This is a genomic window from Mycolicibacter sinensis (assembly GCF_001667375.1).
In the GTDB taxonomy this organism is placed as follows: domain Bacteria; phylum Actinomycetota; class Actinomycetes; order Mycobacteriales; family Mycobacteriaceae; genus Mycobacterium; species Mycobacterium sinense_A.
In genome coordinates this window covers 85,897-107,165 of the sequence record NZ_LZIN01000053.1, presented here as the reverse complement: position 1 = coordinate 107,165, position 21,269 = coordinate 85,897, and the positions used below count along the sequence as shown (strand labels likewise).

The following is a 21,269-nucleotide window of genomic DNA, read 5'->3' as shown; positions in this document are numbered from 1 at the left end:
TCAGAGGCAGCGGCGGGGCCGGCGGCCCGGGCGGTGCGCCCGGCGCTGGCGGCACCGCGTCTGCGACCGGCAACGGCAGCGTGGAGCACGACGGTACGGCCGGTGAGGCCGGGCCGGACGGCCAGCCGGGGGCGGCCGGACCGACCAGCACCACTCCCTGACCCGCCTCGGAGTAAAAGTGCCCGCACGCTTCGGCGTGCGGGCACTTTACGTTGTGGTGTTCGTCCGGCGCTGAACAGTGCGGGGCTAGAAGCGGCCACCGCCGCCGAAGAAGCCGCCGCCACCGGAGGAACCGCCGAACGAGGTCGGACTCCAGCCGCCCCCGCCACCGCCGAAGCCACCACCGAAGCCGCCGCCCATCCGGCCGCCGCTGAGGATGTTGCCGATGATGATGCCGCCGAGCATGGCGCCGGTGTCGTTGCCACCGCCGGGTCCGCCGTAGCGGCCGTAATACTCCCGTTGCGCAGCTTGCACGTCCGCCTTGGCCAACGACTGCGCCGCGGCGGCCAGCGTGGCCGCGCCGTTGGCCTGGCTGATGGCGCCGGCGACGTCGGTGCCGCGCATGTCCTGCGCGGCGTCGAGCCGTCGTCGGGCCTCGGCGAGCCGGGTACGCGCCTCCGGGCCGACGCTGCCGCGGCGGGTGTCGATGTAATCCGAGACCGCGCGGATCCGCGACGACGCGGTGAACAGCGCCTGTTCCAGGGTTCGGGCCATTCGCTCGGCGGCCGCGCGTTCCTCGGCCACGGTGTCCAGCAGGGCGTCCAGGTCTGAGTCGGCCTTGGTCAACGCGGTGAACGCCCCCAGCGGGTCACCGGTGGCCCGAGCGGCGGCGACGGCCTTGACCGCGGTGTCGCGGGCTGCGGTCAGCTGGGCGCGGTGTGCGCCCGCCCCGCGCCGCAGTTGCGTGTTGGCCTGCTCGATACCGGTCTCGGCGTCGGCGATGGCTGCCGGCAGCGTGGCCACCGCGTGGCGGATGTCGCGCGCGGCGTTGTCCACCGCGTCGAGCAGGGCCCGGCCCTGACCCAGCCCCGACTCGGCGGCCCGTACCACGTCGACCAGTTCGCTCTGCCCGCCGGTCACCGGGTGCTCGGCCAGCCCGCGCGCCCGGGTCATGTTGCGTTCGGCGAAGGCCACCCGGTCCTGCGCGGTCTTGACGTTGCCGGCCACCGAACTGAGTGCCGTGGCGTCGAATTCGCGGTGCAACTCCACCAGATGCTGCTCGGAGGCCGGGATGCGCCCGGTCAGCTCGACGAGCTGCCGGGTCAGATCGTCGAGGCGCGCCGGTGCGTTGAGGACCAGGTCGCGCAACTGCTCGAACGACGCGCGCTGGGTCTCCAATTCCCGGTCGGCCTTCGAGGCGGTGACGATGACCCCGGTCAGCAGGTCGCGCTGCTGGGCCGGTGTCTCGGGAATGTCGTCGTCGAGTTGCTGTCGCACCGTGAAGGCGTGCTCCATGGCGGACTTGGCACTCGCGACCGCCTGCGCGAACGGCCGGGTGCGGTCCTCGCCGAACTCCTCGACCGCCAGCTGCAACTCGTTGCTGCTGGTGCGGACCGCGTTGTCGACCTGGACCACCTTCTCTCGCGACAGCGCATCCAGGGCGAACACCGGCACATCGGCCAGCGCATTCGGATCGGTCGCATCGACCCGCCGGGCCGCGGCGAGCGCCGCGTTGTGCCGGCGGCGCCGCAGGTGACGTGCTACCAGCAGCACCGCCACGCCGGCGGCGGCTACCGCGCCCAGCGCGATCAGGATCGGCAGCCAACTCACCTCCGCCGGCGCTGCCGCGGCGTCCAGCCCGCTGGCGGCGAGGGTGGCCGCCCCCGCCCAATCGCCCCGGTGCAGGGCCGGCTCGATCTGGTTGCGCCGCAGTGCATCAACCTTGCCGCTACTGATTTCCGAGATGCCGCTGGACACCAAGAACGCGTAGCTGCGGTCGGCGGTGGCGACCGCCAGCATGGCGTCATTGCTGCCCAGGTCGCTGAGCCGGGCCGTGCTGCGGCCCCAGTCGTCGGCGGTCTGCCCGGAGAAAACGTCGACGTAGACCACCCACAGCCGGATGTGCCGGTCGGCGTAAAGCTTGTCGAGCGCGGCCTGCACTCCGGCGCGATCGGAGGGCGCGAGCACCCCGGCGCTGTCGGTGATCGAGCTGGGCAGCCGCAGCGGGGGTTGCGCCGCGGCGCCCGGCGCCACCAGCAGCACCGCGGCCAGAATCGCCAGGGCGGCGCTGATCAGGCGAGTGATTCGCATGCTCGCCAATGTATATGCGTTCGGCGGCTGACCGCCGGAATCCTGCGGCCGGTACCGCCGGTGCGCACCGGGTCAAAATAGACTGGCGGCGGTGGCCATCAACGAGTACGACAACTACGGCGCGCACGACCGCGACCGCCTGGTGGGGGAGTCGTCGAAGACGGCCGGCCTGCCCGGGACCGGCGGTCAGCACCGCACCGACTTCGCCCGCGACCGGGCCCGGGTGCTGCACAGTGCCGCCCTGCGCCGGCTGGCCGACAAGACCCAGGTCGTCGGCCCCCGCGACGGCGACACCCCGCGCACCCGGCTGACCCACTCGCTGGAGGTGGCGCAGATCGGGCGGGGGATGGCGATCGGGCTGGGCTGCGATCCCGACCTGGTCGACCTGGCCGGGCTGGCCCACGACATCGGACACCCGCCGTACGGGCACAACGGCGAGCAGGCGCTCAACGAAATCGCTTCGCCGTGCGGCGGATTCGAAGGCAACGCGCAGAATTTCCGCCTCCTGACCAGTCTGGAACCCAAGGTTGTGGGGCCGCGCGGGGCAAGCGCAGGACTGAATCTGACCAGGGCGGCGCTGGACGCGGTCACCAAATATCCGTGGCCCCGGCTATCGGGAACCGGCCCGGCCCGGACCAAGTTCGGGTTCTACGACGAGGACCGAGCCGCCGCCGAATGGATGCGTCGGGGAGCGCCGGAGGGCCGGGTCTGCCTGGAAGCGCAGATCATGGACTGGGCCGACGACGTCGCCTACTCGGTGCACGATGTCGAAGACGGTGTCGTCGCGGGCCGTATCGACCTGCGGGTGCTCGCCGATGCCTCGACGGTGGCCGAACTGGCGCGCCTCGGCGATCCCGACGGGGTCCACGATCTGGCGGCGGCCGCTCAGCGACTCACCGAACTGCCGGTGGTGGCCGCCGTCGCGGCCTACGACGCGACCCTGTCGGCATCGGTGGCGCTGAAGCGCCTGACCAGCGAACTGGTCGGCCGGTTCGCGTCCGCGGCGATCACCGCCACCCATGCCGTTGCCGGCCGTCGGCCGCTGAGTCGCTACGAGGCCGACCTGGAAGTGCCGGAACTGGTGCGGGCCGAGGTCGCCGTGCTGAAAACCCTTGCGGTCCAGTTCATTATGTCCGAAGATCAGCACCGCAAGATTCAGGCCGCTCAACGTGAGCGGGTGCACGCGGTGGCCGAGCGGCTGCTCGTCGGGGCACCGGAGACCCTGGATCCGATCTTCGTCCCGGCGTTCGCCGCCGCAGCAGATGACGGCGCGCGGCTGCGAATTGTCATCGACCAGATCGCGTCGTTCACCGAGGGCCGGCTGGAGCGCCTCGCCGAGTGACTCAGCCGAGCTTGGTGACCTTGTCCATCATCGCCTGCACGGCCTGGATGCTGCTGGTCTGAGGATCGCCGGAGCCGGTGGCGTTCTCGGTGCCGGTGAACGCGATCAGCACCCCGACGATGCAGTTGCCGCGTACGCCGATGGCGCGGGTGTCCGGGGCCTTGGGGCTCTTGTCGAGCACGATGGAGGCCGCCAGCACGTCATCGGTGACCCGGACGTCGGTGATGTGCATTTCAGTGCCCTGCAGGTGCGGTTGCCCGCCCGAATTCGAGTCGGCGTTGACCGGACGTCCATCGCAGCGTTTCCACTGCTCGGTGAACTCGGCGAACAGCGCTTGGGCGTCCGCCGCGGTGGGCAGCGCGACCACGGCCTCCTTGACGAACATCACCTGGGTGGTGAGCGGCTTATAGCCGTCCCGGTTGGGTTCGGAGTCGATCCAGGTCTCGCGTGCGTAGCTCTGTACGTCGGCCGAGGCGTAGACGCTCTTGGGTGCGACGTCCACGACGCCGACGCATTCGTCCGGCGCCGACGAGTCCTCCATCGCTTCCAGGCCGCCGTAGGCCGGCGGGCCGGTGACGGTGGTGAAGGGCTGATCGAGCATCTTCGACAGCTCGGCGCCGTCGAGCAGAACCTGCTTGACGGTTTCGCCGGTGATGCCGGCGGCGCCGCGCGACCGGTCGGGCAGGCCCATCCAGGTCACCACACCCAGCAGAGTCAGGGCGACGGCTGCGAGCACGAGCAGGAGCCGAGGTCGTCTGGATTTCGCCCCCGGTGACTGCTCGGACTGACTCATGCGCACTCCCTGACGTCGACGTTGACGAACCGAGCTTAAAACATGGCGGCTTGAGACTCCCTGTGCGCTCTAGACTGGCCCGGTGCCCGGCCGTATCTCCGATCGCGACATCGCCGCCATCCGCGAACGTGTCCGCATCGAGGACGTCGTCGGCGATTATGTGCAGCTCAGACGCGCCGGGGCCGACTCGCTCAAGGGGCTGTGCCCGTTTCACAACGAGAAGTCGCCGTCGTTTCACGTCCGGCCCAACCACGGCCTGTTCCACTGCTTCGGTTGCGGGGAAGGCGGCGACGTCTACGCCTTCGTGCAGAAGATCGAGCACGCCAGTTTCGTCGAGGCGGTCGAGTTGCTGGCCGACCGGGTCGGGCACACCATCACCTACACCGGGGCATCGGCCACCAATATCCAGCGCGAGCGCGGCGGCCGCAGCCGGCTGATCGCGGCCAACGCGGCGGCAGCCGAGTTCTACGCCGCGGCGCTGGGCTCCGCCGAAGCCGCACCGGCGCGCAAATACCTGACCGAACGCAACTTCGACGCCGCCGCCGCGCAGCGGTTCGGCTGCGGGTTCGCCCCGTCCGGCTGGGACAGCTTGACGAAACACCTGCTGCGCAAGGGCTTCGAGTTCAAGGAGTTGGAAGCCGCGGGCCTGTCCCGGGAGGGGCGGCGCGGTCCGATGGACCGCTTCCACCGCCGGCTGCTGTGGCCGATCCGGTCCTCGGCGGGGGAGGTGATCGGGTTCGGGGCCCGCCGGTTGTTCGACGACGACCCGATGGAGGCCAAGTACGTCAACACCCCCGAAACCACGCTCTACAAGAAGTCCAACGTGCTGTTCGGTCTGGACCTGGCCAAGCGCGACATCGCCCGCGGGCACCAGGCGATTGTGGTCGAGGGCTACACCGACGTGATGGCGATGCACCTGGCCGGGGTGACCACCGCGGTCGCGTCGTGCGGAACCGCCTTCGGCGACGAGCACCTGGCGATGCTGCGCCGACTGATGATGGACGACAAGTTCTTTCGGGGTGAGTTGATCTACGTCTTCGACGGCGACGCGGCCGGACGAAAGGCCGCGCTCAAAGCTCTAGACGGCGAGCAGCAGCTGGCCGGACAGTCGTTCGTCGCGGTGGCCGCCGACGGCATGGACCCGTGCGACCTGCGTCTGGCACACGGCGACGAGGCGCTGCGCGATCTGGTGGCACGACGAACTCCGTTGTTCGAGTTCGCAGTTCGCACCGCGCTGGCCGAAATGGACCTGGACAACGCCGAAGGCCGGGTCGCGGCGTTGCGCCGCTGTGTGCCGATGGTCGCCCAGATCAAGGACGGCACGCTGCGCGACGAATACGCGCGCCAGCTGGCCGGCTGGGTGGGTTGGGATGACGTCGGGCAGGTGATCGGCCGGGTGCGCGCCGCGGCCAAGAAGGAGGCCAAGAATCCGCGGGGCGGCGCCACCCGGGTGTCCGCCGCCACCGCGGCCCCGCAAGCGCCGGTGGCGCGGCCCAATCCGACCGATCCGACGCTGTGGCCGCAGCGCGAGGCTCTCAAGGCAGCACTGCAGTTTCCGGCGCTGGCCGGGCCGGTGTTCGACAGTCTGACGGTGGAGAGTTTCACCCATCCCGGCTACGCGGCGGTGCGCTCGGCGATCGACTCGGCCGGGGGGACCGGCGGCACCGCCGCCGCGGCCGCCGGTGCGCAGTGGATCGAAACGGTGCGGGAGCAGACCACCTCGCCGCTGACCGTCGGGCTCATCCACGAGTTGAGCGTGGAGGCCATCCGCGTCGACGAGGACAAGGTGCCGCGCTATGTCGGCGGGGTGCTGGCCCGGCTGCAGGAGGTATGGGTGGGCCGGCAGATCGCCGAGGTCAAATCCAAACTGCAGCGCATGTCACCGGTGGACAACAGCGACGAATACCACGCGCTCTTCGGCGACCTGGTCGCGATGGAGGCCTATCGGCGCAGCCTGCTGGAGCAGGCCAGCGGCGATGAGGTGACCGCCTGATCGCAAGCTAGAGATCGGGCGCAGCGGGTCAGGCGTGGTTGGCACCGCCTGATCGCAAGCTAGAGGTCGGGTTCGTCCGGGTCTTGCGGCCGTACCACCGTGGTGCCGTCCTCGAGTTCGGTCAGCGTCACCATCGTCGGCTCGGGATGGATCCGGTTGGCGATGCTGCGCCGTCCCTTGTCGATCACCGCTTTGGCCATCGGGCTGCTGGTGAGCGCGTGGTAGGTGCCGACGATCTGCTCGTAGCGTCGGCGGCCGGCCTTGGTGCCCATGACGTAGCCGACGCCCATCACGACGACGTACCCGATCAATGCTGCTCCCTACATCGTGCGGTGCTTCCATCCTGCCCCATCTGCCGGTGGGGCAATTCGCTGCGACCCCCGTGAGACGGTGGTGCTGTCGGGATGCGCTAGAGTCGTGCACGTCCACGCGACAGCAGTCCCCTGTAGCTCAATTGGCAGAGCATTCGGCTGTTAACCGGAGGGTTGGTGGTTCGAGTCCACCCGGGGGAGCCACGTTTGACCGGCGTCAGTCCAGCCTGGGAATCACCGAAGGACCGGACTGCTGAGGCTGCGCCGGCGGCGCGAACATCTGCTGCTGTTGCTGCTGCTGAGTTCCCTGCTGCTGCTTGGCGGCGCGGGCCTGAGCGATCGCGTTGACCAGCGGGCTGGCGGCCATCAATTCGCGGCGCTCTTCCTCGCTCAGCTCGTAGATCGCCCACGCGCCCCATGCGGCCGGGCGCACATACAGGGTGACCTGTTGGCGGCCGTTGTTGAAGACGGCGGGCACCGCCACCGCCCGATCGGCGGCGGCGTAGGTTGCCATCTCTTCGGTGATCCGCTCGATGTCAGCGGATTCCTGCAGCTCATAGGTCGGCGACTGGCCACCCTTGGTCGGGGTGGCGTTCAGCGCGAGGAACCACGCCATGAGTGATACTCCTTCGTTCGAGCGTCGATGCCGACAGCCTATAGACGACGGCCCGCCGGATGCACCGGCGGCTAGTCCAAGTGTTCCGGGTGCAGCATCTCGGCGTAGCGCAGCTGTTCGGGGATGCCGAATCCGTCGACCAGGGTTTGGGCGTGCGGCCGCAACTTCCGGCACCGGTCATTGATGGCGCGGGTGACAGCCTTGGCCCGATCGGTGGACAGATACCGGTGCTCGATGTACCACGCCTTGTCGTCCTCGATGACGCTCAGTGCGTACAGGTCGCACACCAGCTCCAGCAGCTCCTTGGCTTCGGGGTCCGGGCACGAGTCGATGCCGGCGACGAACGCCTCCAGCACCACCCGGTCGATGTGGGCGGCGGCCGCGTGCAGCACGTGGTCCTGAACGGCGTTGAAGGCGTCGAAGTCGCTCATCTCCTCGGACTTCGCTCGCAACCGGCGTGCCACCGACGTCAGCAGGTATTCCTCGCGGTCCTCGAACATGTGCACCTGGGTGCCCCGGTTGAACAGGCTGCCCTCTTCTTCGCTGTCCTGGCGGGCGTCGATGATCCGCTGGATGATCGTCTCTGCCGCAGTGCGTTTGAGCACCCGCTCGCCGACGGTCTCGGCGGCGAACCGCACCCAGTCGACCGGGCTCATGCCGGCGATGTCGTCGGCGTAGGCGGTCAGCAGTTGCTTGGCCACCAGCTGGGTCAGCACGTGGTTGTCGCCCTCGAAGGTGGTGAACACGTCGGTGTCGGCGCGCAACGCGATGAGCCGGTTCTCGGCCATGTAGCCGGCGCCCCCGCAGGCTTCCCGCGCCTCCTGGATCGCCCGGGACGCGTGCCAGGTGTTGGCGGCTTTCAGCCCGGCTGCCCGCGCCTCGAGCTCACGCTGCTCTTCGGCGTCGGGGTCGTCGGCGGTCTGCAGGTCATGGCAGGCGCTGACCAGCTCGTTCTGGGCGAACTGCAGCGCATAGGACCGGGCGATCAGCGGGAACAGCCGGCGCTGATGCGCCAGGTAGTCCATGATCAGCACCTCGTGTTCGGTCCCGTCCTCGCTGGGCGCCGCGAACTGCCTGCGCTGCAACGCATATCGGGTGGCGATGTCCAGGGCGACGCGAGCGGCCGCCCCCGCGCTGCCGCCCACCGAGACCCGTCCCCGGATCAGGGTGCCGATCATGGTGAAGAACCGCCGGCCGTCGCTCTCGATCGACGACCGGTAGCTGCCGTCGGGCTCGACGTCGGCGTACCTGTTCAACAGGTTCTCCCGCGGCACCCGGACGTGATCGAAGACGATGCGGCCGTTGTCCACTCCGGGCAGACCGCCCTTGTAGTGGCAGTCCGAGGTGGTGACGCCGGGCAGGTCGTTGCCGTCGGCGTCCCGGATCGGCACCAGGAAACAGTGCACGCCATGGCTTTTACCGTCCGTGATCAGTTGGGCGAAAACCGCTGCGATAGTGGCGGTTTCGGCAGCACCACCGATGTAGTCCTTGCGTGCGGGACCGGTCGCGGAGTCGATGACGAACTCGCCCGTCTCCGGCTCGTAGGTGGCGGTGGTCTCCAGCGCCTGCACGTCACTGCCGTGGCCGGTCTCGGTCATCGCGAAGCAGCCGAGCAGCTCGAGGTCGATGATCTTCTGGACGTAGGCCTGGTGGTGGCGCTCGGTGCCCAGGTTTTCCACGGCGCCGCCGAACAGTCCCCACTGCACTCCGGCTTTGACCATCAGGGACAGATCCGACATCGCCAGCATCTCGATCATGCTGACCGCCGCTCCCACGTCACCGGTTCCGCCGTGCTCCTTGCGGAAGCTGTCGGCGGCCACGCCGGTGCTGGCCATGATCTTGAGCTGTTCGGCGACCTTGGCACGGGCGATCACCGTGTTGGGGGTGTAGTGCGGACGGAACTTCTCATCGGAGAGGGTGGCCCGAACCCGGTTCTTCGCCGCACGCCAGCGGCCGTCCAAGGTGTCGCGCAGAGCTTCGGAAGTGGTCACTCCTGCACCGTATCCGCGCGGGACGACCGGCAAACCGGGTTTACATTACGGGTGTGCGCTCGAAGCTGGCCCGGCTGCCGTTGCTGGCGTTGCTACTGGTCGCCGGCTGCGCACCGTGCCAGGCTCCGGCGGTTCCGGCACTGGAGTACCTGGGGCAGCTGCAACTGCCGCCGAACAGCACCTTCGCGGGCACCACGGTCGGCGGCCTGTCCGGAATCAGTTATGACCCCGGCCGGGACTGCTATTACGTGATCAGCGATGACCGGTCGGCCAGCGGGCCGGCCCGGTTCTACACGGTGCGGCTGTCGGTGTCGGAGCGAGGCGTCGACGAGGCGACGGTCACCGCCGTCCACCCACTGCTGGACGAGAGCGGGCGGGCTTTCGGCCCGCTGGACCTCGACCATTCGCCGCCGGTGGTGCCGCCCGACCCGGAAGGTATCGCGTTCGACAGCGGCCGGCAGCGGCTCTACTGGTCGTCGGAGGGTGAGCGGCTCACCGGGGCCCCGCCCGGCCCGACGCCGCTGGCCGACCCCTGGGTCAGAATCGCCGGGCTCGACGGCGGCTACCTCGGGCGGTTCGCCATACCGCCGCAGCTGGCCATGTCCGCGCAGCGCACCGGGCCGCGCCGCAACACGACACTCGAGGGCCTCACCGTCACCGCCGATGGCCGCCTACTGTTCGCCGCGATGGAGGGACCCGGCTACGCCGACGGCGCCCTGCCGGATCAGGCTGGCGGCGCGCTGACCCGCATCACCGCCTATCGCCTGGATGCAGACGGAAAGCCACGAGTTCCGGTGGCCCAGTACGCCTACCCGCTGGAGCCGGCGACCGCGCCCGCCGAAACCAACGGCCTCACCGACCTGGTGGCGCTGTCGGACACCGCCTTCCTGGTGATCGAGCGGGCGTTCAGCACCCGCCCGACGGTGCGGCTGTATCGCGCCGAGATCGCCGGCGCCACCGACGTGCTGCGGGTGCCGGCACTGGCCGGACACCCCGTGACCCCGATGACCAAGACTTTGCTGGCCGACCTGTCCGCGACGCCGGGCCTGGACCCGCTGGACAACATCGAGGGGATCACGCTGGGGCCCCGACTGCCCGACGGCCGGCAAGCGGTGGTGCTGGTCAGCGACGACAACTTCTCGCCGCGGCAGGTGACACAGTTCGTGGTGTTTGCGATGGCCGCGCGATGACTTCACACCACAGGGCCTGCGCAGACCGAATACACCCGGCCGCAGCGTATTTGATATTTTTCGAATGCCGCACGGTGCAAATGATGAATCGGAGTATCGAAAACAGTCACTTTCAACAATGCTTTGATAGCGTTAGCACAATGCGGTACGAGTGCCGGCCAGTGACGAGGCTGAGATCGCGCGTTGGCTGAACCCACAGACCGGCGCGCCGATGCTACGCGCCAGCAGATCATCCGCGCCGCTGCGCACCAGTTCGCCCAGCGGCCCTATCACGACGTCGGCCTCGACGACATCCTCGCGGACGCGGAATTGACCAAGGGCGCGATGTATTTTCATTTCCGCTCCAAGCATGCGCTGGCCCTGGCCGTCATCGACGAACAACTGGCCCGGGCCGGGGCGGCCATACAGGCGCTGGTCGACCGGAAGCTCTCCGGCCTGGAGACCCTGATCGACGTCGGCTACCTGATGGCGATCGAAGATATCTGCCGGGACACCGCGCGCGCGGTGCTGCATCTGTTGCCGGTGGTCGGCCGCGCCGAGGGCCTGCAGACCACGGTGCTCAACAACGCGGTCCAAGCACTGAGCGTGGTGGCCGAACGGGCGATCGCCGAAGGCGACGTCGTCGACAGCGATCCGCAAGACGTCGCCCGAGTGTTGTTGACGCTGTACCTCGGCCTGCGCCAAGCCGGTAACCTCGACGAGCCCGAGCAGTTCCTGCGCCAGATCGAGCAGGCCATGACCGTCGTGCTTCCCGGTATGGTGCCCGCCGACCGGCTCGACTACTTCCTCCAGTTCCTCCGGCGGCGCACGGCGCTGGCGATCAGAACCACGTCGGCCAATTCCCCCCTGGCCGGCGACCGGGTGGGCTGATGGCGCGTCAGGTTCGATCCGAGGCGACTCGGCGGAAACTGCTCGATGCCGCGATCGATGTGTTCAGCGAGGTCGGCTACGTCGCGGCCGGACGCACCGCGATCATCGACCGGGCCGGAGTGACCAAAGGTGCTCTCTACCATCACTTCGACTCGATGGAAGCGCTGGTGGTCGCCATCATCGAGGGCGGATTCGCCACCATGCTCAACACCTTCCGGAGCATGTGCCAGCCGTCGGCGCCGGCGCTGGAGGGCATGATCCACGGCATGTTCGCCGTCACCGCGATGTTGGCCACCGACAAGGAGGCGCGCGCAGCGGGCCATCTGATCTTCGCACTGTCCGAATCCAACGACCTCGGTGATGAGGTCGCCGGAGAATGGGCGGCCGCGGTGGCCGCGCAGACCGCCCGCGCAATCGCCGAGGGCGATCTGCGCGAGGGCATCGACCCCGCACGGGCCGCCAAGTCGATCACCGGGGCCATGCTCGGCACCTGGCTGCTGTCGCGCCCCGGCGACAGTGTCGCGCGGCTGACCGGGATGTGGGAGATGCTGCTTCCGGCGATCGTGGCCGCGGACTCGCTGTCGTACTTCGAGCAATTTTTGGCCCGCGAGGCGCTGCGGTACCAGGACAGTCCCGGCCTGGACGGTGGCGGCGACTCAGCCGTCGACCGCTGAGGCGCTACCGCTCATCGAGCCACAGCTGCTCGGTCAGGTCTTGGAACGTCGCGAGCGCAACCCGGTCGTCGGCACGTTCGAGGGCTGACTTGCTCATCAACGCCCGCACCGTCGAACCATCTCGATGTTCAAGGGAGACAACGAGGTTGGCCAACGAGTGCATCACAGCCAAGGCTGATTCCTCAGCGGGCGGGACTTCACCGAAGATCTGCCTGAACTCCAGGGCCAGCACCTCCTCCTGGGTGTAGCCCAGCATGTCGGCGAAACCGGTGTTGGCGAACAAGATGGTGCCGTCGTCGACAATCGCGAGCACCGGCACCGGGATCCGTTCGAGTACGACCAGGGCCGGCAACTGTCGCAAAGTCTCCATCGGGGCCTGAGGGGTTTGCGGGTTCCGCCGTCGCTCCATGCCTCTGATTATGACGGGCGGGGCCCGCCAGGCGGGCGTCCTTCCCGCTGCCGGAGAGTCGGCCGGTGCGGACGACGGCGTCGGCGTCCGATAATTGCCAACTTGCAGTCTCATTTGAGTTGGACATCATCCAAAAGGTATGTACTATCTCCAGTTATGCGAGGAACTGGTTTGCACGGCACGGGCGCGCGGCAGCGTGCGCTGGAGCCGGCATCGGTGCGTTCCTCCCACAGCTTCGCCCGGGGCACCTCGAGGGGTCCGCACCGCCGATTGCCGCCGCACGCCGAGCCGCGTTGGTGCACCGCACCGACTGCTGCGCTCGCCGGCAGGCAGCCGGGGGTGCGGTTGTGTGCCACGTTCTACCGGGCGTTGTTCTTGTCAGATCACCAGGGCCTGGCTGTCGGCTAGGAAGGGCATCGCCATCCAGCGCGACGCCAGCATCGCTTCGGCGGCGGGGCCCGGCACCGGGCGGGAGAACAGGAATCCCTGCGCCCGGTGACACCCGTGCCGCATCAAGGTGAGTGCGGCCGCGGAGGTTTCCACGCCCTCGGCGACCACCTGTAGGCCGAATGCCTCGGCAAGCGCGATGATCGCCCGGACGATCGCGAGATCGCCGGGGTTGACGCCCAGTTCACGCACGAACACGGTGTCGATCTTGAGCGTGTCGACCGGCAGATCCTTCAGATGCGACAGCACGGCATAGCCGGTTCCGAAGTCGTCGATGGCGATCTGCACCCCGGCTTCGCGCAGCTCTGCCAGGGTGCGCCGGGTGCTCTCGATGTTCTGTACCACCGCGCGCTCGGTGATCTCCAGGCACAGCGACCCCGGCCGTAGGCCGAACTCGTCGACGGTCTCCACCACGTTCTGCACGAAGCCCCGCGCGGCCAACTGCACCGGGGACACGTTGACCCGCAGGGTGGCGTTGGTCCGGACGCCGTTGGCCTGCCATGAGCTGAATTCCGCGCACGCACTGCGCATGACCCACCGGCCCAGATCGTCAGCCAGGTTCGCGGATTCGGCGATGCTGATGAACGAGCCGGGCAGCAGCAGCCCACGGGTCGGATGCCGCCAGCGCACCAGCGCTTCCACCGCCACGATCGCGCCACTCCACAGGTCGACCTCGGGCTGGTAGTACAGCAGCAGTGACTCATCGTCGATCTTGCCCTGCAGGTGCAGTTCGATGTCCTTGCGGAACAAACTCTTCAGCGACATGTCGTCGGTGGAGCTGACGGTCTGGTTGCCGCCGCCGCGTTTGGCCGCCAGCACCGCCTCGTCGGCGCGGTGCAGCAATCCCGCGGCGGTGTCCTCGCCGGGCAGCCCCACCGTCACACCCACGCTGACCGTGCTGGTGACGGTGTGGCCCTGGATCTCCACCTTGTCGCGCAAGGCGCCCTGCAGCCGATCGGCGAAGGTCTCCGCACTGGCCATCGACATCGGCCAGTCCGGGATGACGACGAACTCGTCGCCACCGATGCGGGCCGTCATGGTCCGGTTGCCGGCATAGACCCGGAGCCGGCGGGCGAAGTCCTGGATGAACCAGTCGCCGGCGGAGTGCCCGAGGTAGTCGTTGATCGGCTTGAGCCGGTCGAGGTCGATGTAGAAGACGCCGACCGGGCCCGGGTTGCCCTCGACGAGCCGATCGGAGAGGTGCGCGACCAGCGCGCGGCGGTTGTGCAGACCGGTCAGGTCGTCGTGGTCGGCCAGGTAGCGCAGCCGCTCCTCGGCGACGACTCGGGCCTGCAACTGCGCGAACAGCGACGCGATCGCCTCGATGGTGTTGAGCTCCTCCGGGCGCCACTTGGGCCGGCGGAACTTGACCAGGTAGAGCATGCCGGTGGTCACCGGCCCGGAGATCAGCGGCGCGGTGGCCACCGACAGTGACTCGATGGCGTGCTCCATCGCCATCTGGCGTACATAGCCGGACTCGGCCGGCTCCGGTCGGATCACGGCGACCCGCTTGCCGTGCGCGCAGGTGGTGAAGACCGGGTCGGCGGTGGTGAACGAGACGACGGCCAGGGGATCGGGGTCCGGCCGGGCGGTGCGCGGTGGCCATTCGGCGACCAGCTTGGACGCCCTGATCTCGTGGTCGTTGTGGCGCAGGAACCCGGCGTCGACGTTGAGCTGCTCGACCAGCGTCTGCAACACCCGCTCGCTGACCGCCGGCGCCGTGGATGGTGTGGTGGCCATCAGCTGGGCGGCGATCGAGGTGACCAACGCCAATCTATCCGCCACGATGTCCTTCCCCCGAAGACCGCCAGCCCAGTGCGGGAGCCGCCGGAGGCCTGGAATCGCTTCGGGCCGATGCCGCACTGAGCATATTCGACAAACCGCTCAGGCTGGAAACTTCCGAGCCGAATTCCCGCTGGTCCGCCTGCTAGCGGTCCGGCCGTGCCGCAGCGGTCTCGGCCAGGAAGCGGTGCAGCACCTCAACCGCGTCGGCAAGCGTGCGGCGGTCATCGGCCGGCAGGCGGTCCAGCTCCGGGTCGATCGCCGCGGCCCTGTCCCGTCGAACCTGGTCCAGGGTCTGCACCCCTTTGTCGGTGATCCGGATCAGTACCGCGCGGGCGTCCTGCGGGTCGGGCGTGCGGGTGGTCAGGCCGGCGTCCTCGAGCCGGCGCACCTGGGTGGTCATGGTCGGCTGCGAGCAGTGGTCGACCATGGCCAACTCGGAGATACGGGCCTCGTCGAGATCCTCGATGGTCGACAGCAGGCGGGCCTGCGCTCCGGGTATCGGCAGGGCGACCCGTTGGGTGGCCAGCCGGTTGAGTCGGGCGACGACGCTGAGCAGGTCGGCGCCCAGGCTGGCGTGGGCGGGGGCGGCGGCGGCCATCGCGCGAGTATTGCACAGCAGTGGAAGAAAGTTGAGGAACTCGGTCGTCGTCGCCTTTCCGGACCTGTCCGGCCCGGCTGGCAGAATCGACGGGTGACGAAGACCGGCCAGGGCCCCATCCGCTTCCGGGGCCGGTCTATGCAACCCGTCGAGATCGCCCACGCCGCGGTGATGGCGGCGCTGTGCGCGGCGACGGCGATCATCGCGGTCGTGGTGCCCTTCGCCGCCGGATTGGCGCTGCTCGGCACGGTGCCGATGGGCTTGCTGGCCTACCGCTACCGGATCCGGGTGCTGATCGCGGCCACGGTGGCTGCCGCGACCATCGCGTTTCTGATCGCCGGCATGGGCGGGTTCATGACGGTGGTCAACTGCGCCTACATCGGCGGGCTGACCGGAACCATCAAACGCCACCGCCGCGGTCTGCCGACCGTGATCGCGGCCTCGGCAGTGGCCGGGGCCATCTTCGGCGCCGGCGTGGTGGCGGCGTTGACCGTCCTGTCGCGGCTGCGGCACCTGATCTTCGATGCGATCACCGCCAACGTGAACGGCGTCGCGGCCGCCATGGCCAAGGTGCCGCTGCCGGAATTCCAGCAAGCTGCCGCCGACCTCACCGGATTCCTCGGGGTGCTGCTGCGCTACTGGCACTGGCTGCTGCTGGCGCAGACGACCGTCAGCATCATGATCGTCTCGCTGCTGGGCTGGTGGGCATTGTCGCGGGTGCTCGACCGGCTGCGCGGGGTGCCCGACGTGCACAAACTGGACCTGCCCGCCGAGAGTGGCCCGGTCGCGCCGGTGCCGGTGCGGCTGGACCAGGTGCGGTTCCGCTACCCCCAGACCGACCACGACGCCCTGGGACCGGTCAGCCTGGAGGTACGCCCGGGCGAGCACGTCGCGGTCACCGGCGCCAACGGGTCGGGCAAGACCACCCTGATGCTGCTGCTGGCCGGGCGTGCTCCCACCGCGGGCAGCGTCGAGCGCCCCGGCGCGGTGGGCCTGGGCGCCCCCGGCGGCACCGCCGTCGTCATGCAGCACCCGGAGAGCCAGGTGCTGGGCACCCGCGTCGCCGACGACGTGGTGTGGGGCCTGCCGTCGGGCACCACCACCGGCATCGAGCGACTGCTGGAGGAGGTCGGCCTGTCCGGTTTCGCCGAGCGGGACACCGGCGGTCTGTCCGGCGGTGAGTTGCAGCGCCTGGCTGTAGCCGCGGCCCTGGCCCGCGAACCCGCCCTGCTGATCGCCGACGAGGTCACCAGCATGGTCGACCCGCAGGGGCGCGAGGTACTGCTCGGAGTGCTCTCGGGGCTTTCTGAGCGACACAGCACCGCACTGGTGCACATCACCCACTACAACGATGAGGTCGGCAGCGCCGACCGGACCATCGATCTGTCCGGCTCGGCGGACAACACCGCCATGGTGGAGACGGCCGACGTGCCCACTCCGCCGTCCGCCGGCCGATCCGGCCCGCCGGTGCTGGAACTGGCCGGCGTCGGACATGAATATGGCAGCGGCACCCCGTGGGCCAAGACCGCACTGCGCGACATCAGCTTCACCGTCGACGAGGGCGACGGGTTGCTGATCCACGGTGGCAACGGCTCCGGCAAGTCGACGCTGGCCTGGATCATGGCCGGCCTGACGACGCCGACCGCGGGCAGTTGCCTGCTGGGCGGGCGGCCCGCCGACGAACAGGTGGGGGCGGTCGCCTTGTCGTTCCAGGCGGCTCGGCTGCAGCTGATGCGCAGCCACGTCGGGCTGGAGGTGGCTTCGGCGGCCGGCTTCTCCCCGCACGACCGCGCCCGGATCGACGGCGCGCTGGCGGCGGTCGGCCTGGATGCGGCGCTGGCGGGCCGGCGCATCGACCAACTCAGCGGTGGTCAGATGCGCCGGCTGGTGCTGGCGGGCTTGCTGGCCCGCTCGCCGCGGGCCCTGATCCTCGACGAACCGCTCGCCGGTCTGGACGCGTCCAGCCGGGACGGGCTGCTGCGGCTGTTGGAGGATCTGCGGCGCGAGACCGGCCTGACCGTGGTGGTCATCTCCCATGACTTCGCCGGCCTGGAGAAGTTGTGCCCCAGGACCCTGCACCTGCAGGACGGCGTGCTGGTGCCGGCGCAGGCGGGTGCGGCATGACGCGCCGCAACGCGCGCCCGGTGGTGCTGCTGCGCCCGGTGCCCGGCGACTCCGCCGTGCACCGCTTGTGGGCCGGGACCAAACTGCTTGTTGTCTTCGGCATCTCGGTGCTGCTGACCTTCTACCCCGGCTGGGGGCCGATCGGCGCGGTGGCGCTGCTGGTGTTCACCGCGGCCCGGGTCGCCCACATTCCGCGGGGCGCGCTGCCGTCGGTGCCACGCTGGCTGTGGGTGCTGCTGGTGGTCGGCGGTGCCACCGCGGCCATGGCCGGCGGCGAACCGGCCGGGTTGGGCGGCCTGCTGTACTTCCTGCGGATCACCGCCCTGTCGATCGTGCTGCTGGGGCTGGGCGCGATGGTGTCATGGACCACCAATGTCGCCGAAATCGCGCCTGCAGTAACCACTCTCGGCCGGCCTCTGCGGCTGCTGCGAATCCCGGTGGACGAGTGGGCCGTTGCCCTGGCCCTGGCGTTGCGCGCGTTTCCGATGCTGATCGATGAATTCCGGGTGCTCTACGCCGCCCGCGGGTTGCGGCCCAAGATCCGGCCGAGTACCCGCCGGGAGCGCCGCCGCCGCTGGGCGCGGGAGGCGATCGACCTGATCACCGCGGCCATCACGGTCACGCTGCGCCGTGCCGACGAGATGGGGGATGCGATCACCGCCCGCGGTGGCGTGGGCCAGATTTCGGCGTCGCCGGCGCGGCCGCGGCTCGGTGATGCGTGGGCGTTGGTATTGGTCGTCGTGATTTGCGGGGCGGGGTTGGCGCTCGAGCTGACGGTGCTGTCGAGCAGGGGATAGGTGTGCGCGGCCCTGCTCGTGCCTTCCGTCCCGCTTCTCAACCTCGGCGTGGTTGGGGTGGTTGCTACCGGCGCGCTGCCGCGTTGGCGGCGTCTTGCGCTTTGCGCAAGGTGGTGGCGACGTCGGTGCGGCCCAGGAACATCTCGTCGAAATAGGGTTTGATCGCCTGGTTGCCGGCCGGAAACCCCGCGAATCCACCGGGAGCCGTAATACGTGGCCCGGCCAGCACCGCGAAGAACGGGGTGACGTCGACGCCGCGGTGCGCCCAGTAGTCGAAGTAGACCTGCTGCGCGCTCGGCACGGCGGGGATCGCGGCCCCATGGCGGCCCAGGTATTGGTTGCCTTCGCGACTGCCGAGCCAGGCCAACACTTTTCGCACCGCCTCGGGGTGCGCTGAAGCGGCGTTTCCGGCGGCGGCGATACCGTTGGTGACACTGACCCGACCGGCCGGGCCGACCGGCAGCATCGCCACCCCCCACCGGAACGCGGCCTGCTCGGCCACGGCCGCCAGGTTGTAGGTGCCGGACTGGAACAGCGCCATCTTCCCGGCCAGGAACTGGTTGCGGGAGAAGTCGCCGTTGGTGTTGGTGTCCGAGGCCGGCGGTGCCACGTGGTCGTCGTTGATCAGTCGCACCAAGTAGTCGAATGCGGCCACCGCCGCGGGGTTATCGAAAGCGAACTCGTCGTCGCGCTGGAACACCCCGCCGGCCGAGCCGAGGTAGTTCAGGTAGATGCCCTGCGGATCGTTGGCGGCGTTGTAGCCCCACTGCCGGATCCGGCGCTCGTCGAACCCCGCAGTGCCCGCACTGCGCCCGGCGGCATCGCGGGTGAGTTCGGCCAGAAGCGGTCGCAGCGTGTCGTTGCCGCCGTGCGGATCCCAGCGCAGGTGCGCCAACCGGGCGGGATCGACTCCGGCGGCGGCCAGCAGATCCGCGTTGTAGTACACCGCGATACCGGCGTCGGTGAGCTGGGGTACTCCCCACAGCGTTCCGTGGCGGGTGAACTGGCGGACCACCGACGGCTCCCAATCCGAGCCGGCGGCATCGATGTGCATCAGCCGGCCGCTGTCGGCGTACCCGGCCAGGTAGGCGTCGGAGAGCCAGAAGATGTCGTCTGCGCCGCCGCCGGCCACGTCGGTGCGCAGCGTGTCGAAGTAGCTGGCGTAGGACACGACGTTGGCGCGCACCTCGATGTCGGAGTGGGCGCGGTTGAACGCGGCGAACGACTGTCGGTAGGCGGTCGCGACCTGTTCGTCCCACAGTCGCACCGTCACCACCGTCTTGGCGCCGGCCGAGCGAGTCGCGGCGTGATCGAGCAGAACCTCCGACGCGCCGAACAGTGCGGCCACGGCGATGACCGCGGCCGCGAAGAGGGTGGAGAACCGCGGGCGGTTCATTTGATCCCCGTGACGACGATCGAGGCCACGATCCGGCGCTGGAACACCACGAACAACACGATCAGCGGGACCATCGCCACCGTCGTCGCCGCCATCACCAGCGTCCACTGCGCGTTGTAGCGGGACTGCAGGGCGGCCGTCGCGACCGTGAGCACCCGCCACTTGTCGCCGCTGGTGATCACCAACGGCCACATGAAGTTGTTCCACTGCGAGACCACGGTGATCAACCCCAGCGTGACCAGAATCGGCCGGCTGGCCGGCATCATCACGTGCACGATGACGTCGAGAGTGTTCGCGCCGTCGAGACGCGCAGCGTTGACCAAATCGTCGGGAACAGCGCGAAAGTACTGGCGCAGCAGAAAGATCGCGTACGGGGACCCGAATACGAACGGCAACACCAACGCCCAGAAGGTGTTGCGTAGACCCAGTTGCGCCATCATCAGATACAGCGGCACCACCGTCACGGTGGCCGGCACCATCAGGGTGGCCACATACACCCAGAACAGCTTGTCGCGGCCCGGGAAGTCCAGCCGCGCGAATGCGTAGGCGGCCAGCACCGAGAAACTCAGTTGGCCCAGCACGATCACCGCGGTCATCAGCGTGGTGACCGCGGCCGCCCGGCCGAATCCGGCACCGCCGAGGTCACGAAAGTTGTCCAGAGTCGGCGGGTCGGGCCAGGACAGCGGGGTGCCGGTGGCGAACTGACGTGCCGGGGTGAACGACGTCAACAGCGTCAGTGCAAACGGCGCCAAGGTGATCAACGCGCCGAGCGTCAGCAGCGCGTAGACGCCGGCGTTACGTGAGGTCATAGCTGACCCGCCGCCCGAACGACAGTTGCTGCACCACCGTGACACCGACCAGCACGGCGAACAGCACCAGTGCCATCACCGCCGCGCGCCCGATCGCTGCCGCCCCGAATGCCTCGTCGTAGATGCGGTGTGCGATCAGATCGGTGCGGCCGGACGGTCCGCCCCCGGTCAGCGCGTAGACGGTGTCAAACACCTGGGCCGCGCTGACCACGCCGGTGACCAGCACGAAAAACATGGTGGGCCGCAGCATCGGCAACGTGACCCTCCAGAACCGCTGCCAGCCGTTGGCCCCGTCGATGCGGGCCGCCGCCAGCACCTGGGCGGGAATGGCCAGGATCCCGGCCAAAAAGAACAGCGCGACGTAGCCGACGTTGGTCCACACCACCACCGCCGAGGTCACCGGCAGCGCCAATCCGGGATCGGTCAGCCATTCGATGCGATGCCCCAGCACGGTGCTCACCGCGCCGTCGGTGGGGCTCAGAATCCAGCGCCATAGCACCGCGATCGCCAAAGGTGCGCAGATCCACGGCAGCACGTAGACGGTACGGAAAATTCCGCTGCCGGGTAGCTCGCGGGCCAACAACACCGCCACCCCCAGGCCCAGCAGGGTCTGCGCGGGAACGACGATCGCGACGAAAAGCACCGTCACCACAAGCGAATTTCCGAACACCGGATCGGTCAGCACCGTTCGCCAGTTCTCGGCGCCCACATAGCTGATCGGCCCCAACAGATCCCAGCGGTGCAGGCTCAGCCACACCACCACCAAAATCGGCAGCAGCAGGAACGCCACCACGCCGAACAGGCTGGGGGCCAGCAGCGCGTAGCCCAGGGCGGTGGAGCGGCGCGGCGAGTCTGCCATGCAGGTATTAAAACC

Annotated in this window: 18 protein-coding genes and 1 tRNA gene; 8 read left to right on the top strand and 11 right to left on the bottom strand. The window is 69.1% G+C overall.

What is annotated here, in order from left to right; translation table 11 throughout:
- Positions 1-246: 246 nt before the first annotated feature.
- On the bottom strand, positions 247-2,250 hold the full coding sequence (locus A5771_RS10985) for a TPM domain-containing protein (protein WP_064855239.1): 2,004 nt from the start codon (positions 2,248-2,250) through the stop codon (positions 247-249).
- Between the two features lie 91 nt (positions 2,251-2,341).
- On the opposite strand from A5771_RS10985, the gene A5771_RS10980 reads away from it, so the two are divergent.
- On the top strand, positions 2,342-3,592 hold the full coding sequence (locus A5771_RS10980; RefSeq protein WP_064855238.1) for a deoxyguanosinetriphosphate triphosphohydrolase: 1,251 nt from the start codon (positions 2,342-2,344) through the stop codon (positions 3,590-3,592).
- 1 nt (position 3,593) lies between these two features.
- Here the strand turns inward: A5771_RS10980 and A5771_RS10975 are convergent, their stop codons facing one another.
- Entirely contained in the window at positions 3,594-4,328 is a 735-nt protein-coding gene (locus tag A5771_RS10975) for a sensor domain-containing protein (protein WP_234783023.1), read from the bottom strand.
- Between the two features lie 139 nt (positions 4,329-4,467).
- Here A5771_RS10975 and dnaG point away from each other — a divergent pair, with 139 nt between their 5' ends.
- Positions 4,468-6,378 (top strand): DNA primase, encoded by a 1,911-nt coding sequence (gene dnaG, locus A5771_RS10970; protein WP_064855236.1) that lies wholly within the window; start codon positions 4,468-4,470, stop codon positions 6,376-6,378.
- A gap of 59 nt (positions 6,379-6,437) precedes the next feature.
- On the opposite strand, the gene A5771_RS10965 is transcribed toward dnaG, so the two are convergent.
- The gene (locus A5771_RS10965) at positions 6,438-6,689 is read right to left on the bottom strand and encodes a hypothetical protein (RefSeq protein ID WP_064855235.1); all 252 of its coding nucleotides are present in this window, start codon (positions 6,687-6,689) and stop codon (positions 6,438-6,440) included.
- A gap of 128 nt (positions 6,690-6,817) precedes the next feature.
- On the opposite strand from A5771_RS10965, the gene A5771_RS10960 reads away from it, so the two are divergent.
- Positions 6,818-6,893, top strand: a tRNA-Asn gene (locus A5771_RS10960).
- A 13-nt stretch (positions 6,894-6,906) separates the two neighbouring features.
- Here A5771_RS10960 and A5771_RS10955 read toward each other — a convergent pair.
- Together A5771_RS10955 and A5771_RS10950 are read right to left on the bottom strand one after the other, a co-directional pair.
- Complete coding sequence (locus tag A5771_RS10955; protein ID WP_064855234.1) at positions 6,907-7,305, bottom strand: hypothetical protein; 399 nt, start codon at positions 7,303-7,305, stop codon at positions 6,907-6,909.
- A 71-nt stretch (positions 7,306-7,376) separates the two neighbouring features.
- Positions 7,377-9,296, bottom strand: coding sequence for an acyl-CoA dehydrogenase (locus tag A5771_RS10950; protein WP_064855233.1), 1,920 nt, complete (start codon positions 9,294-9,296; stop codon positions 7,377-7,379).
- 53 nt (positions 9,297-9,349) lie between these two features.
- Here A5771_RS10950 and A5771_RS10945 point away from each other — a divergent pair, with 53 nt between their 5' ends.
- The 3 genes from A5771_RS10945 (at position 9,350) to A5771_RS10935 (ending at position 12,030) form a co-directional block, all read left to right on the top strand.
- Positions 9,350-10,486: an esterase-like activity of phytase family protein gene (locus tag A5771_RS10945; protein WP_064855232.1), complete on the top strand. Its 1,137-nt coding sequence runs from the start codon at positions 9,350-9,352 to the stop codon at positions 10,484-10,486.
- Between the two features lie 183 nt (positions 10,487-10,669).
- Positions 10,670-11,356: a TetR/AcrR family transcriptional regulator gene (locus A5771_RS10940; RefSeq protein WP_064855231.1), complete on the top strand. Its 687-nt coding sequence runs from the start codon at positions 10,670-10,672 to the stop codon at positions 11,354-11,356.
- On the top strand, positions 11,356-12,030 hold the full coding sequence (locus A5771_RS10935; RefSeq protein ID WP_064855230.1) for a TetR/AcrR family transcriptional regulator: 675 nt from the start codon (positions 11,356-11,358) through the stop codon (positions 12,028-12,030). The genes A5771_RS10940 and A5771_RS10935 overlap by 1 nt, the downstream gene beginning before the upstream one ends.
- 4 nt (positions 12,031-12,034) lie before the next feature.
- On the opposite strand, the gene A5771_RS10930 is transcribed toward A5771_RS10935, so the two are convergent.
- The 3 genes from A5771_RS10930 to A5771_RS10920 all read right to left on the bottom strand — a co-directional run bounded on the left by A5771_RS10930 (position 12,035) and on the right by A5771_RS10920 (position 15,269).
- Positions 12,035-12,400 (bottom strand): PAS domain-containing protein, encoded by a 366-nt coding sequence (locus tag A5771_RS10930; protein WP_109401098.1) that lies wholly within the window; start codon positions 12,398-12,400, stop codon positions 12,035-12,037.
- A 417-nt stretch (positions 12,401-12,817) separates the two neighbouring features.
- Positions 12,818-14,626 (bottom strand): putative bifunctional diguanylate cyclase/phosphodiesterase, encoded by a 1,809-nt coding sequence (locus A5771_RS10925; protein WP_064855258.1) that lies wholly within the window; start codon positions 14,624-14,626, stop codon positions 12,818-12,820.
- 187 nt (positions 14,627-14,813) lie between these two features.
- Entirely contained in the window at positions 14,814-15,269 is a 456-nt protein-coding gene (locus tag A5771_RS10920) for a MarR family winged helix-turn-helix transcriptional regulator (RefSeq protein WP_064855228.1), read from the bottom strand.
- 138 nt (positions 15,270-15,407) lie between these two features.
- Between A5771_RS10920 and A5771_RS10915 the strand changes: the two genes are divergently transcribed.
- Both A5771_RS10915 and A5771_RS10910 read left to right on the top strand, forming a co-directional pair.
- The gene (locus tag A5771_RS10915) at positions 15,408-17,393 is read left to right on the top strand and encodes an ABC transporter ATP-binding protein (RefSeq protein WP_064855227.1); all 1,986 of its coding nucleotides are present in this window, start codon (positions 15,408-15,410) and stop codon (positions 17,391-17,393) included.
- Positions 17,390-18,190: an energy-coupling factor transporter transmembrane component T family protein gene (locus A5771_RS10910; RefSeq protein ID WP_064855226.1), complete on the top strand. Its 801-nt coding sequence runs from the start codon at positions 17,390-17,392 to the stop codon at positions 18,188-18,190. Before A5771_RS10915 ends, A5771_RS10910 begins: the two co-directional genes overlap by 4 nt.
- A gap of 64 nt (positions 18,191-18,254) precedes the next feature.
- On the opposite strand, the gene A5771_RS10905 is transcribed toward A5771_RS10910, so the two are convergent.
- Genes A5771_RS10905 through A5771_RS10895 form a run of 3 tightly spaced genes read right to left on the bottom strand, consistent with a single transcriptional unit; the run spans position 18,255 to position 21,254 of the window.
- Positions 18,255-19,586 carry an extracellular solute-binding protein gene (locus tag A5771_RS10905; RefSeq protein WP_064855225.1) on the bottom strand — a complete coding sequence of 444 codons (1,332 nt, stop codon included), beginning with the start codon at positions 19,584-19,586 and terminating at the stop codon, positions 18,255-18,257.
- Positions 19,583-20,395 carry a carbohydrate ABC transporter permease gene (locus A5771_RS10900; RefSeq protein ID WP_064855224.1) on the bottom strand — a complete coding sequence of 271 codons (813 nt, stop codon included), beginning with the start codon at positions 20,393-20,395 and terminating at the stop codon, positions 19,583-19,585. Before A5771_RS10900 ends, A5771_RS10905 begins: the two co-directional genes overlap by 4 nt.
- Positions 20,382-21,254 carry a carbohydrate ABC transporter permease gene (locus A5771_RS10895; protein WP_064855223.1) on the bottom strand — a complete coding sequence of 291 codons (873 nt, stop codon included), beginning with the start codon at positions 21,252-21,254 and terminating at the stop codon, positions 20,382-20,384. Before A5771_RS10895 ends, A5771_RS10900 begins: the two co-directional genes overlap by 14 nt.
- Positions 21,255-21,269: the final 15 nt, after the last annotated feature.

Coding starts and splice junctions, on each gene's coding strand:
- A5771_RS10985 (WP_064855239.1), bottom strand. CDS start 2,250: ATGCGAATCACTCGCCTGATCAGCGCCGCCCTGGCGATTCTGGCCGCG.
- A5771_RS10955 (WP_064855234.1), bottom strand. CDS start 7,305: ATGGCGTGGTTCCTCGCGCTGAACGCCACCCCGACCAAGGGTGGCCAG.
- A5771_RS10935 (WP_064855230.1), top strand. CDS start 11,356: ATGGCGCGTCAGGTTCGATCCGAGGCGACTCGGCGGAAACTGCTCGAT.
- A5771_RS10930 (WP_109401098.1), bottom strand. CDS start 12,400: ATGGAGACTTTGCGACAGTTGCCGGCCCTGGTCGTACTCGAACGGATC.
- A5771_RS10925 (WP_064855258.1), bottom strand. CDS start 14,626: ATGGCCACCACACCATCCACGGCGCCGGCGGTCAGCGAGCGGGTGTTG.
- A5771_RS10920 (WP_064855228.1), bottom strand. CDS start 15,269: ATGGCCGCCGCCGCCCCCGCCCACGCCAGCCTGGGCGCCGACCTGCTC.
- A5771_RS10915 (WP_064855227.1), top strand. CDS start 15,408: ATGCAACCCGTCGAGATCGCCCACGCCGCGGTGATGGCGGCGCTGTGC.
- A5771_RS10910 (WP_064855226.1), top strand. CDS start 17,390: ATGACGCGCCGCAACGCGCGCCCGGTGGTGCTGCTGCGCCCGGTGCCC.
- A5771_RS10905 (WP_064855225.1), bottom strand. CDS start 19,586: ATGAACCGCCCGCGGTTCTCCACCCTCTTCGCGGCCGCGGTCATCGCC.
- A5771_RS10900 (WP_064855224.1), bottom strand. CDS start 20,395: ATGACCTCACGTAACGCCGGCGTCTACGCGCTGCTGACGCTCGGCGCG.
- A5771_RS10895 (WP_064855223.1), bottom strand. CDS start 21,254: ATGGCAGACTCGCCGCGCCGCTCCACCGCCCTGGGCTACGCGCTGCTG.